Origin of the sequence: Pseudomonas sp. AL03 (assembly GCF_029960815.1) — a bacterium.
Classification (GTDB): Bacteria; Pseudomonadota; Gammaproteobacteria; order Pseudomonadales; family Pseudomonadaceae; genus Aquipseudomonas.
Genome location: NZ_JASBRE010000016.1, coordinates 106,441 through 119,221 on the forward strand (window position 1 = coordinate 106,441; position 12,781 = coordinate 119,221).

The window sequence follows — 12,781 nt, forward strand, 5'->3', positions numbered from 1 at the left end:
CAAAGCAAAGAGCAAAAGTGTTGGGTGAAAGTATCCGGTTCGGGACGCACGCGATCAGCTGTCGAAGGCATTCTGCAACCAGTTCAGCTGATCAAGGTTGCTGTCGATGGCAACCACGTCGAAACGGCAAGGGGAATTGGCCCAACGCGACTCGCGCTGAAGAAAATACTGCGCGGCAAATATCAGTTTCTGCCGTTTGCGCTCATCGATGCTATCAAGCGCGCCACCCCATTGAGTGTTTTTTCTGTAGCGGACTTCGACGAATACTACTGTATCGCCATCAAGCATGACCAGATCAAGCTCGCCGCGTTTACACAACCAGTTCTGCGCCAGCAGGCACAGACCCTGTTGTTGAAGATGCTCGAGCGCATGACGCTCGGCATCTTTACCGCTTTGCTGGCGTGACCTGTCGGGCATCAGCGCGAGGTGTCCGGCAGGCGTTGAACCTGACCGTTCACGAACTGTGCCCACGGCAACTGACGCACGACACGTTGGTTCTGAGTCATGCCCAGGCTGCCTGATTGACCTTCGATGCGGCTGTCGGGCAAGGCCTTGAGTTGCCCCAGGCGTGGTGCCAGGCTATAGGCGTCGACACCCATCGCGTACAGGCGGCCCAGGCTGCCAGCAGCTTGCGGCCATTGAGCCGTCACTTGTTTGCGCAATGGATCGTTGGCCTCCAGCAACCATGGGGTTTCGCAGAAGCGAATGCCGTTCATGTCGTTGTACTGATTCACATCACCGCTGGCGCTGAACACGTGGGAGGTGGCGTAAACCGGCACGTCACCGGCGTACTGGAAGTTCAGGGTCGGCTTGATCTGCTGGGCTTGCTGAGGCGTTGCGGCCAGGAAGATGAACTCGATGTCCTGGCGACGCGAAGGCTGTGCGGCTACCTGCGAGCCAACGGTGCTTTGCAGGCTCTTGGCACGACCTTCGCTCTGACGCAGCTGGAACATGTCGGCAATCTGCTGGGCCAGTTGAACCGGTTGGTCGACCCGTTCGGTAGCGACGATGCTGCCACCGTTGGCCTGCCAATCCTGGCTGAACGCTCTCAACACGCGATCGCCCCATTCGCCTTTTGGCACCATGATGGCTGCGCGATGCAGGCCATCGGCGCGAGCACGACGCGACACTTCGCGAGCTTCGTCTTCAGCAGCAAGACCAAACTGGAACAGCTGGGCCGGACCTTGTTCGCCTTCGCTGTAATTCAGCGCCAGGGTGGTGATCGGCAGTTGTGGGCGAGCGCTGAGCTGTTTGACCAGCGGCTTCTCCAGCGGGCCGACGACCAGTTGCACGCCATTGGCCTGCGCCTTGCGATAAAACTCGTCCATGGACGTCAGGCGCGAGCTGTCATAGAACTCGATGGCTGGCGGCTTCTGCCCGGCTTGTTGCGCCTGGTAGTGAGCGGCCATGAAGCCTTCGCGCAGTGCTTTGCCGACCGACGCCAGCGGGCCGTCTTGTGGCAGCAGCAGGGCGATTTTGCCCAGGGGCTGGCTGGCCAGCTCCTTGAGCTTGGTCAGTGGCAACGGCAATTGAATGGCGGCCGGGTGCTTTGGATTCTGCGCGCGCCAGTTGTCGATCGCGGCTTGCTGCTGTTCCAGGGTGCCGGCAGTTTTCACCGCCAGTGCCAGGCCCATCCAGCCGCCGAGGTCGTCGGTGGAGGTTGGCTGCAATTGATCGGTTGGCAACGAAGCGATCAGGGTCCAGATCGCTTCGTGGTTTTTGCTGGCCGCTTCACCTTCGAGCATTGGCGCAATAAAGATGCGCTCCCGTGCGGCGGCCAGGGTCTGGCCATCGGCTTCAAGGGCGCGTGCATGAACGGTGCCGGTGCGAACCTGTTGCTCGACCGGCAGTTCGCTCAGGCGTTGCAGGCTTGGATGACTCAAGGCCGTCAGCGCCGCTTTGGGCTGATTGCGAACCATGGCCAGTTCAGCCGCCAGGGTGCTGGCGAAAACCTGTTGGCCAGGCTTGAGTTGTTCGACGGGGACTTGTTGCAGGATTTGCGCGGACTGGCCGGCATTCCCCTGACGATAAGCCAGGTCAGCCGCGCTCAGGCGCAACAGGGCGGCTTTTTCCGGGTCTTTGCTTTGGGCGGCCTGTGCGAGCAATTGCTCGATACTGGCATCCGGGGTCCGTGGAAGTTCGCCAAGGCTGGAGGAGGGCGAGCTGGCGCAAGCCGCCAGCAAGGCAGCGAGGCAGAGGGCAGTGAGCAGCCGCAGGCAAGCGATCATGTAAGTGTTCCTGATACTCGATCAAATTAGCGTGGAATTGTACCCAAGCACTGGCCGGGGCGCGATGTTACTGGTGTGAATCGATCAATTTAGCTCGTGCAAATGTTGCGGCACTGCAAAAAAAGCTGCAAAGCCGAGGGCTGCTTGCGCGTATCGCGAGCGTCACGACGCGCTACAATGGCGGCTTTTACCGATCATGAGGTGTGCGCTTTGACTGCTCCAGGTGCTTTGAATTCCGCTGCTGGCTCGCTTTATGTGGTGGCGACGCCCATCGGCAACCTGGACGATATCAGTGCGCGTGCGCTGAAGATCCTGCGCGAGGTCGCCCTGATCGCCGCCGAAGATACCCGCCATTCCCAGCGATTGATGCAGCATTTCGGCATTCCTACACCGCTGGCGGCCTGCCATGAACACAATGAACGGGATGAAGGTAGCCGCTTTATCGCCCGCTTGCTCGCCGGCGACGATGTGGCGCTGATTTCCGATGCCGGCACGCCGTTGATTTCCGATCCGGGTTATCACCTCGTGCGTCAGGCCCGTGCTGCGGGAATTAATGTTGTGCCGGTTCCGGGCGCCTGCGCTCTGATCGCGGCGTTGTCGGCGGCGGGGCTGCCGTCGGACCGTTTCATCTTCGAAGGCTTCCTGCCGGCCAAGGCTGTCGGTCGGCGCGCTCGTCTTGAATTGGTAAAGGAAGAACCGCGCACGCTGATCTTCTATGAAGCCCCGCACCGGATCCTTGAGTGCCTGCAAGACATGGAGCTGGTATTCGGCGGCGAACGTCCAGCGTTGCTGGCGCGCGAGCTGACCAAGACTTTCGAAACCCTTAAAGGCTTGCCGCTGGCCGAATTACGCGAGTTCGTCGAGTCAGACAGCAATCAGCAGCGCGGCGAGTGCGTGGTGTTGGTGGCGGGTTGGTCTGCCCCCGAGACCGAGGACGCCGTCAGCAGTGAAGCGATGCGCATTCTGAATCTGTTGCTTGAAGAAATGCCGCTCAAGCGTGCCGCAGCCTTGGCGGCGCAAATTACCGGGGAGCGCAAAAATGTTCTCTACCAGGTTGCGCTGGACAAACAGAAGGGCGAGTAAAACCCGACGTGTAGAAGGGGTTCAAGGCGTTTAGCACTTGTTCTTCAGACGCTCTGCCGTTAACCTTTGCGGCGGAGAGTCGATCGGACAGTCGCTGCCCTCTATGAAAATTAGGGGGGGGAGGAAAGTCCGGGCTCCATAGGGCGAAGTGCCAGGTAATGCCTGGGAGGCGTGAGCCTACGGAAAGTGCCACAGAAAATAACCGCCTAAGCGCTTCGGCGCCGGTAAGGGTGAAAAGGTGCGGTAAGAGCGCACCGCACGTCTGGCAACAGTTCGTGGCTAGGTAAACCCCACTTGGAGCAAGACCAAATAGGGTCCCAAGGCGTGGCCCGCGCTGGGACCGGGTAGGTTGCTAAAGATGTCCAGTGATGGCCATCGTAGACGAATGACTGTTCAAGACAGAACCCGGCTTACAGATCGACTCTCCACCTTTTTCTCTCCTCTGCTTAAATCATTGAGCAGGGCGCTGGTGATGGCAATTCCCTTCCTTACACAATCGTCGGCAGAAGCACTTTCGTAATACCAAAAAAATCTTACTCTTAATAAATTACTTTAACTTTCGAACGCAGCCATCAGTGCTGGTTCAAGTTATTGAGCCGAAAGACACGTCTGATTCTCCTTGCCCCTCCTAATACGCTCCTAAATCTCAGTTCTGTAAGGCTTTTCCTTTAATCCGCGCCTTGACGGTGCAGTGGCCGCATTCCTATAGTGTGCACAAGTGGCGGAAAGTGGCATGAAGTGGGTTTTTTGAACTCAAAACGCTAATATTTGGAGAAACGCTGACGTGTTTCGCGGAGCTAACGCTATCAGTCTCGACGCAAAGGGCCGTCTCGCTATGCCGAGCCGGTACCGTGACGAACTCGTTTCGCGTAGTTCCGGTCAGTTAATCGTCACAATCGATGCCGTTGATCCGTGTTTGTGTGTTTACCCCCTCGATGAGTGGGAAATTATTGAAACCAAACTGCGCGCACTGCCTTCGCTTCGCGAAGAGAACCGCCGCCTGCAACGTTTACTGATTGGTAATGCCGTCGACCTCGAGCTCGATGGCAGTGGTCGTTTTCTGGTTCCGCCGCGTCTTCGTGAATATGCCAAGTTGGATAAGCGCGCGATGTTGGTAGGCCAACTGAACAAGTTCCAATTGTGGGACGAGGATGCCTGGGATGCGGTTTCTGCCGCTGACCTGGCTGCCATTCAACAACCGGGCGCCATGCCTGATGAACTGCGTGATTTGATCCTGTGACTATTGATAGCGGCTTTAACCACATCACCGTACTGCTTGACGAAGCCGTGGAGGCTCTCGCCGTACGTCCTGATGGCTGCTATCTGGACGGTACGTTCGGGCGTGGCGGACACAGCAGGTTGATCTTGAGCCAGCTCGGTCCCGATGGACGGGTACTCGGATTCGATAAAGATCCTCAAGCGATTGCCACCGGGCAAACGCTAGCGGCCGAAGACGGCCGCTTTGTCGTTGTACAGCGCAGCTTTGCCGAGCTCGGTTCGGAAGTCGCCGAACGGGGTCTGGCCGGCAAGGTCAGCGGCGTTTTGCTCGACCTCGGCGTGTCTTCGCCGCAGCTCGACGACCCTGAGCGCGGCTTCAGTTTCCTCAATGATGGCCCGCTGGACATGCGCATGGATCCGTCCCGCGGGATCAGCGCTGCCGAATTCGTCAACACCGCCCCGGTGGAAGAAATCGCCCGGGTGTTCAAGCAATACGGCGAAGAACGTTTCTCCGGCCGGATGGCCCGTGCCGTGGCCGAGCGTCGCGACATCAAGCCGTTCGAGCGCACTGCCGATCTGGCTGAAGTCCTGAAAGTGGCCAACCCGGCGTGGGAAAAGGGCAAGAACCCGGCGACCCGTGCGTTCCAGGGCTTGCGGATTCACGTCAACAACGAACTGGGCGATCTGGAAGCCGGCCTCGAAGCCGCACTGGAATGCCTTGAAGTCGGCGGCCGTCTGGTCGTCATCAGCTTCCACTCGCTGGAAGACCGCATCGTCAAACTGTTCATGCGCAAACTGGTGAAAGGCGAAGCCGACAACCTGCCGCGCAACCTGCCGGTACGTCACGTCGCCTTCGAACCGATCATCAAAATCCATGGCAAAGCCCAGTCCGCCTCCGAGGCCGAACTCAAAGCCAACCCACGTTCCCGTAGCGCCGTCATGCGCGTCGCCGAGAAGCTGCGGTGAGCAAGCTTTTCGCCAAGCCACTTCCCGGCGGAAGCTTTTTCATGCTGCTGCTGTTTATTGGCGTGCTCGTGTCGGCCATCGGTGTTTCCTACAGCGCCCACTGGAACCGTCAGCTGTTGAATTCGCTGTACAACGAATTGAGCGTGCGTGACAAGGCGCAAGCGGAGTGGGGCCGTTTGATTCTCGAACAGAGCACCTGGACCGCCCACAGCCGTATCGAAGTCCTGGCGACCGAGCAACTGAAGATGCGTATTCCTGGCGCAGCTGAAGTGCAGATGGTGGCGCCATGATGAAACTCGAGGGCGCACTCTTTCCGTGGCGATTCCGCTTGGTGCTGGGTTTGCTTGGCGTTATGGTCGCGGCGATTGCCTGGCGCATTATCGACCTGCAAGTGGTTGACCGTGCCTTCCTTAAAGGTCAGGGCGATGCGCGCAGCGTTCGTCATATTCCGATTCCGGCTCACCGTGGTCTGATCACTGACCGTAACGGCGAGCCTTTGGCCGTCAGTACGCCGGTCACCACGCTGTGGGCCAACGCCAAGGAAATGCAGCTGGCCAAAGAGAAGTGGCCTGCACTGGCGGCCGCTCTGGGCCAGGACCCTAAAGCCCTGGCCGAGCGTCTCGAAGCCCAAGCCAATAAAGAATTCATCTACCTGGTGCGCGGGCTGACCCCCGAGCAGGGGCAGTCTGTGCTCGACCTGAAAGTGCCGGGCGTTTACGGCATCGAAGAATTCCGCCGTTTCTACCCGGCCGGTGAAGTCACCGCCCATATGGTCGGCTTCACCGACATCGATGATCACGGTCGAGAAGGTGTCGAGCTGGCTTATGACGAATGGCTGGCCGGTGTCCCCGGCAAGCGGCAGGTCATCAAGGACCGGCGCGGTCGACTTATCAAAGATGTTCAGGTGACCAAAAACGCCAAGGCCGGCAAGCCCTTGGCGTTGTCCATTGATCTGCGTCTGCAATATTTGGCCAACCGCGAACTGCGTAACGCGATCATCGAGAACGGCGCCAAGGCTGGCAGCCTGGTGATCATGGACGTGAAGACCGGCGAGATCCTCGCCATGGTTAACCAGCCGACCTACAACCCAAACAACCGTCGCAACCTGCAACCGGCGATGATGCGCAACCGCGCGATGATCGACGTGTTCGAACCGGGTTCGACCATGAAAGCGATCTCCATGAGCGCTGCGATTGAAACCGGTCGCTGGAAACCGACCGACACCGTCGAGGTTTACCCAGGCACGCTCCAAATCGGCAAATACACCATTCGCGACGTCTCCAAGACTGAAGGCCCGGTGCTCGACCTGACCGGCATTCTGATCAATTCCAGTAACGTCGGCATGAGTAAGGTCGCGTTTGATATCGGCGGCGAAACCATTTTCCGCCTGGCGCAGAAAGTCGGCCTTGGCCAGGACACCGGCCTGGGTTTCCCAGGCGAGCGCGTGGGCAACCTCCCTAACTACCGCGAATGGCGTAAGGCTGAAACCGCCACGCTGTCCTACGGTTACGGCATTTCCGTGACCGCGATCCAATTGGTCCACGCTTTCTCCGCGTTGGCGAACAACGGTCGCCTCGCGCCCCTGACCCTGATCAAAACCGACAAGGCGCCGCAAACCACGCAAGTGCTACCGGAAACGGTGGCGAAAACCATGCAGACCATGCTGCAGCAAGTGATCGAAGCGCCGCGCGGTGTGTTCCGTGCGCAGGTGCCGGCGTATCACGTGGGCGGCAAGTCGGGTACCGCGCGTAAAACGTCGGTCGGTACCAAAGGCTACGCCGAGAATTCCTACCGTTCGCTGTTCGCCGGCTTCGGCCCGATGAGCGATCCGCGCTACGCCATCGTGGTGGTGATCGATGAACCGACCAAGGCCGGTTACTACGGTGGTCTGGTATCGGCGCCGGTGTTCAGCAAAGTGATGTCCGGGACGCTGCGCCTGATGAACGTCACCCCGGACAATCTGCCACCTACTCAACAAGCGAACGCAGTACCGGTCGTTCCGCTGAAAGCCAATGGAGGGCGCGGCTGATGTCTCTGAGCCTGAATAAGATTTTCGCCCACGCGGGCCGCGATCTGTTGATCCGCGAACTGACCCTGGACAGCCGCAACGTGCGGGCTGGCGACCTGTTTCTCGCCGTCCCTGGCGGCAAGTTCGACGGTCGTGCGCACATTGCCGACGCCCTGCAACGCGGCGCTGCCGCTGTGGCGTATGAGGTCGAAGGTGCGACCGTGTTGCCGATTACCGATGTGCCGTTGATTCCGGTCAAAGGCCTGGCGGCGCAGTTGTCCGACATCGCCGGACGCTTTTATGGCGACCCTAGTCGTCACCTGAACCTGATCGGCGTGACCGGCACCAACGGCAAAACCAGCGTGACTCAGTTGGTTGCCCAGGCGCTCGACCTGCTCGGTCAGCACTGCGGCATCGTCGGCACGTTGGGTACCGGTTTTTACGGCGCGCTCGAAAGCGGCTTGCACACCACGCCGAACCCGATCGCCGTGCAAGCGACCCTTGCTGACCTGAAAAAGGCCGGCGCCAAAGCGGTTGCCATGGAAGTCTCGTCTCATGGTCTGGACCAGGGCCGCGTGACCGCACTGGCGTTCGATGTGGCGGTGATGACCAACCTGTCCCGTGATCACCTGGATTACCACGGCACCATGCAAGCCTACGGCGAAGCCAAGGCCAAGCTGTTTGCCTGGAATGATTTGAAATGCCGGGTGGTCAATCTCGACGACGATTTCGGCCGGCAACTGGCTGCGGATAAACGCGAATCGCGCTTGATCACCTACAGCCTGGAAGATGCCAGTGCTTACCTTTATTGCCGTGAAGCGCAATTCGGCGACGAAGGTGTACGCGCCACGTTGGTTACGCCGCAGGGCGAGCATCATTTGCGCAGCACCTTGCTCGGTCGTTTCAACCTGAGCAACGTGCTGGCCGCGGTCGGCGCCTTGCTCGGTCTGGACTACGCGCTGGACGAAATCCTCAAGGTCCTGCCAAAACTTGAAGGCCCGGCCGGACGCATGCAGCGCCTCGGCGGTGGCAATCAGCCGCTGGTCGTGGTCGATTACGCCCACACCCCGGATGCGTTGGAAAAAGTCCTGATGGCCCTGCGTCCTCACGCCAAGGGCCGTTTGCTGTGCCTGTTCGGTTGCGGCGGAGATCGCGATCGCGGCAAGCGTCCGCTGATGGCCGAAGTGGTCGAGCGTCTGGCTGACGGCGTGCTGGTGACCGATGACAACCCGCGAACCGAAGACCCGGCAGTGATCTTCGACGACATCCGCGCCGGTTTCAAGGCTGTGGATAAAGTCACTTTCGTCGCTGGCCGTGGCCAGGCGATTGCCCAATTGATCGCCAGCGCTTCGGCGGATGACGTGATTGTCCTGGCCGGTAAAGGTCACGAGGACTATCAGGAAATCAACGGCCAGCGTCACGAATTCTCCGACCTGGTCGAAGCGGATCACGCCCTCACCGCGTGGGAGGTGGCTCATGCTTAAAGCCTTGAAACTGAGCGAACTGACCGGCGCGCTGAATGCCCGCTTGATCGCTGCCGATGCCAGCTTCGACGGTGTCAGCATCGACAGCCGTGCGATCAAACCCGGCCAACTCTTCATTGCCCTGACCGGTCCGCGTTTCGATGGTCATGACTATCTCAATGACGTTGCCGCAAAAGGCGCCGTAGCGGCGCTGGTCGAGCGCGAAGTCGCCGACAGCGCACTCCCGCAATTGCTGGTCAAAGACACCCGCCAGGCCCTCGGCCAACTGGGCGCGATGAACCGTGCTGCTTATACCAACCCGGTCGCGGCCATCACTGGCTCCAGCGGTAAAACCACGGTCAAGGAAATGCTCGCAAGCATCCTGCGCACCCGTGGTCCGGTGCTGGCGACCCGCGGCAACCTGAACAATGATCTCGGCGTTCCGCTGACCCTGCTTGAACTCGCGCCGGAACATACCGCTGCGGTGATCGAACTGGGTGCTTCGCGGCTCGGCGAAATTGCCTACACCGTCGGCATGACCAAACCTCATGTGGCCGTGCTCAACAACGCCGGGACCGCCCACGTCGGTGAGTTCGGCGGGCCGGAAAAAATCGTTGAAGCCAAGGGCGAGATTATTGAAGGGCTGGATGCCGATGGCGTCGCCGTTCTCAATCTTGACGACAAGGCGTTCGGCATCTGGAAGACCCGCGCTGCCGGTCGCAAAGTGCTGACCTTCGCCCTGAGCAATGTCAGCGCCGATTTCTATGCCAGCGATCTGGACCGTGACGCTCGCGGTTGCCCGGCGTTCAATCTGCACAGTCCTGAAGGTATGGAACGCGTCCAACTGAACCTGCTCGGCACCCATAACGTTGCCAATGCCATGGCCGCCGCAGCCGCTGCCCATGCGCTGGGCGTGTCGCTGTCCGGCATCGCCAGCGGTCTCGGCGCGGTGCAACCGGTCAAGGGGCGCACCGTCGCGCAACTGGCCACCCATGGCATGCGCGTGATCGATGACACGTACAACGCGAACCCCACCTCTATGTGCGCCGCCGTTGATATACTCGCCGGCTTTTCCGGTCGCACCGTTCTGGTGCTCGGAGATATCGGCGAGCTGGGCGATTGGGCGGAGCAGGGACATCGCGATGTGGGCGAGTACGCCCGCGGCAAGGTTTCCGCGCTTTACGCCGTCGGGCCAATGATGGCTCACGCGGTGAACGCTTTCGGTCCGCAGGCTTTTCACTTCGCCACTCAGGCTGAGCTGATCAAGGCCCTGGGCGCCGAGCAAGACACAAACACCACCATTTTGATCAAGGGCTCGCGCAGCGCTGCGATGGAAAACATCGTCGCCGCTTTGTGCGGGACCAGCCTGGAGAAACATTAATGCTGCTGCTGCTAGCGGAGTATCTGCAACAGTTCTACAAAGGCTTCGCGGTCTTTCAGTACCTGACCCTGCGCGGGATTCTCGGTGTGCTGACCGCGTTGGTTTTGTCGCTGTGCTTTGGCCCGTGGATGATCCGCACTTTGCAGAACCGTCAGATCGGTCAATCCGTTCGCAACGACGGTCCACAATCGCACTTGTCCAAGTCGGGCACCCCGACCATGGGCGGCGCACTGATTCTTTCGTCCATCGGCGTCAGCACGTTGCTTTGGGCTGACCTGTCCAATCGTTACGTGTGGACCGTGCTGCTGGTGACCCTGTTGTTCGGCGCCATCGGCTGGGTCGACGATTACCGCAAAGTGATCGAGAAGAACTCCCGTGGCTTGCCGAGCCGCTGGAAGTATTTCTGGCAATCGGTGTTCGGCCTGGGCGCGGCAATCTTCCTTTACATGACCGCAGCGACACCGGTGGAAACCACCCTGATCCTGCCGATGCTCAAGGACCACAGCATTGCGCTGGGCGCAGGTTTCATCGTCCTGACGTACTTCGTGATCGTCGGCTCGAGCAACGCGGTCAACCTGACCGACGGCCTCGACGGTCTGGCGATCATGCCCACCGTCATGGTCGGCGGCGGGTTGGGGATCTTCTGCTACCTGTCGGGTAACGTGAAATTCGCTGAATACCTGTTGATCCCGTATGTGCCGGGCGCAGGCGAGTTGATTGTGTTCTGCGGCGCCTTGATCGGCGCGGGCCTCGGGTTCCTCTGGTTCAACACGTATCCGGCTCAGGTGTTCATGGGCGACGTCGGCGCACTGGCGCTGGGCGCGGCCCTGGGCACCATCGCGGTGATCGTCCGTCAGGAAATCGTCCTGTTCATCATGGGCGGCGTTTTTGTGATGGAGACCCTGTCAGTCGTCATCCAGGTTGCTTCCTTCAAGCTCACCGGTCGCCGTGTGTTCCGCATGGCACCGATTCACCACCACTTTGAACTCAAGGGCTGGCCCGAGCCACGTGTGATCGTCCGATTCTGGATCATCACCGTGATTCTCGTGTTGGTTGGCCTTGCCACCCTGAAGCTGAGGTAGAACGAGTGTCTCTGATCGCTTCTGACCACTTCCGCATCGTTGTCGGCCTCGGCAAGAGCGGCATGTCCCTGGTTCGCTTCCTGGCGAACCGGGGCGTGTCGTTTGCTGTCGCCGATACGCGGGAAAATCCACCGGAACTGGCCACGCTCAAGCGTGACTATCCGCACGTGGAAGTGCGTTGTGGCGAGCTGGACGTCGAGTTCCTGTGCCGCGCCGACGAGCTCTACGTGAGCCCCGGCCTGGCGCTGGCGACCCCGGCCCTGCAGGCCGCCGCCCTCCGTGGCGTGAAATTGTCCGGTGACATCGAGCTGTTCGCGCGTAACGCGAAAGCGCCGATTGTCGCCATCAGCGGTTCCAACGCGAAAAGCACCGTCACCACGTTGGTGGGCGAGATGGCTGCAGCGGCCGGCAAGCGTGTCGCCGTCGGCGGTAACCTCGGTACGCCGGCGCTGGATCTGCTCAGTGACGACGTCGAGCTGTACGTGATGGAGTTGTCGAGCTTCCAGCTCGAAACCACCGATCAACTGAACGCCGAAGTGGCGACCGTGCTCAACGTCAGCGAAGACCACATGGACCGCTACAGCGGTCTGCCGGCCTATCACCTGGCCAAGCACCGGATCTTCCGAGGTGCGAAGCAGTTTGTGGTCAACCGTCAGGATGCCCTGAGCCGTCCGCTGATGGGCGAAGGTCAGCCATGCTGGACTTTCGGTTTGAGCAAACCTGATTTCAAGGCCTTCGGTATTCGCGAAGAAGACGGCGAGAAGTACCTGGCCTTCGAGTTCCAGAACCTGATGCCGGTGCGCGAGTTGAAGATTCGCGGCGCCCATAACCAGTCCAACGCCCTGGCGGCCTTGGCCCTGGGCCATGCTGTTGGCCTGCCGTTCGATGCCATGCTGTCGAGCCTGCGTACTTTCGCCGGGCTTGAGCATCGCTGCCAATGGGTCCGCGACCTGAATGGCGTGGGCTACTACAACGATTCCAAAGCCACCAACGTCGGCGCCGCACTGGCTGCCATCGAAGGCCTGGGCGCGGACATCGACGGCAAGCTCGTGCTGATCGCCGGTGGCGATGGCAAGGGTGCCGAGTTCAAGGACCTGCGTGATCCGGTCGCGGTTAACTGCCGCGCCGTGGTGCTGATGGGTCGCGACTCCGAGCTGATCGCTCAGGCCATCGGCGATGCCGTGCCACTGATTCGCGTCAACTCGCTGGACGAAGCCGTCGCGCAATGCCGCGCCATCGCCGAACCGGGCGACGCGGTGCTGCTGTCGCCAGCCTGCGCCAGTTTCGACATGTTCAAGAATTACGAAGACCGTGGTCACCAGTTCGTCCGCGCTGTGGAGGATCTGGCATGA

11 protein-coding genes and 1 other RNA gene are annotated in these 12,781 nt (G+C 60.2%); 10 read left to right on the forward strand and 2 right to left on the reverse strand.

Translation table 11 applies throughout. The annotated features are described in order from the left end of the window. Nucleotides 1-54: 54 nt before the first annotated feature. Entirely contained in the window at nt 55-417 is a 363-nt protein-coding gene (locus QK293_RS16880; protein WP_282378994.1) for a YraN family protein, read from the reverse strand. Next, a complete protein-coding gene (locus tag QK293_RS16885) occupies nt 417-2,228 on the reverse strand; it encodes a penicillin-binding protein activator (protein ID WP_282378996.1) in 1,812 nt (603 codons plus the stop codon). Before QK293_RS16885 ends, QK293_RS16880 begins: the two co-directional genes overlap by 1 nt. 177 nt (nt 2,229-2,405) lie before the next feature. Here QK293_RS16885 and rsmI point away from each other — a divergent pair, with 177 nt between their 5' ends. The 10 genes from rsmI (at nt 2,406) to murD (ending at nt 12,781) form a co-directional block, all read left to right on the forward strand. Then, entirely contained in the window at nt 2,406-3,311 is a 906-nt protein-coding gene (gene rsmI / locus QK293_RS16890) for a 16S rRNA (cytidine(1402)-2'-O)-methyltransferase (RefSeq protein ID WP_282378997.1), read from the forward strand. 75 nt (nt 3,312-3,386) lie between these two features. Continuing rightward, nucleotides 3,387-3,740, forward strand: an RNA gene (gene rnpB / locus QK293_RS16895) — RNase P RNA component class A. A gap of 355 nt (nt 3,741-4,095) precedes the next feature. Beyond that, entirely contained in the window at nt 4,096-4,551 is a 456-nt protein-coding gene (mraZ, locus tag QK293_RS16900) for a division/cell wall cluster transcriptional repressor MraZ (protein ID WP_008147486.1), read from the forward strand. A 2-nt stretch (nt 4,552-4,553) separates the two neighbouring features. Then, nucleotides 4,554-5,495 carry a 16S rRNA (cytosine(1402)-N(4))-methyltransferase RsmH gene (gene rsmH / locus QK293_RS16905; protein WP_123365926.1) on the forward strand — a complete coding sequence of 314 codons (942 nt, stop codon included), beginning with the start codon at nt 4,554-4,556 and terminating at the stop codon, nt 5,493-5,495. Then, nucleotides 5,492-5,785, forward strand: coding sequence for a cell division protein FtsL (gene ftsL / locus QK293_RS16910; protein ID WP_003205353.1), 294 nt, complete (start codon nt 5,492-5,494; stop codon nt 5,783-5,785). Before rsmH ends, ftsL begins: the two co-directional genes overlap by 4 nt. Then, a complete protein-coding gene (locus QK293_RS16915) occupies nt 5,785-7,524 on the forward strand; it encodes a penicillin-binding protein 2 (protein WP_282379075.1) in 1,740 nt (579 codons plus the stop codon). Before ftsL ends, QK293_RS16915 begins: the two co-directional genes overlap by 1 nt. Continuing rightward, nucleotides 7,524-8,987, forward strand: coding sequence for a UDP-N-acetylmuramoyl-L-alanyl-D-glutamate--2,6-diaminopimelate ligase (locus QK293_RS16920; protein ID WP_282379001.1), 1,464 nt, complete (start codon nt 7,524-7,526; stop codon nt 8,985-8,987). The genes QK293_RS16915 and QK293_RS16920 overlap by 1 nt, the downstream gene beginning before the upstream one ends. Then, nucleotides 8,980-10,347 carry a UDP-N-acetylmuramoyl-tripeptide--D-alanyl-D-alanine ligase gene (murF, locus tag QK293_RS16925; protein ID WP_282379003.1) on the forward strand — a complete coding sequence of 456 codons (1,368 nt, stop codon included), beginning with the start codon at nt 8,980-8,982 and terminating at the stop codon, nt 10,345-10,347. Before QK293_RS16920 ends, murF begins: the two co-directional genes overlap by 8 nt. Further along, a complete protein-coding gene (gene mraY, locus QK293_RS16930) occupies nt 10,347-11,429 on the forward strand; it encodes a phospho-N-acetylmuramoyl-pentapeptide-transferase (protein WP_282379005.1) in 1,083 nt (360 codons plus the stop codon). Before murF ends, mraY begins: the two co-directional genes overlap by 1 nt. A gap of 5 nt (nt 11,430-11,434) precedes the next feature. After that, complete coding sequence (gene murD, locus QK293_RS16935) at nt 11,435-12,781, forward strand: UDP-N-acetylmuramoyl-L-alanine--D-glutamate ligase (RefSeq protein WP_282379007.1); 1,347 nt, start codon at nt 11,435-11,437, stop codon at nt 12,779-12,781.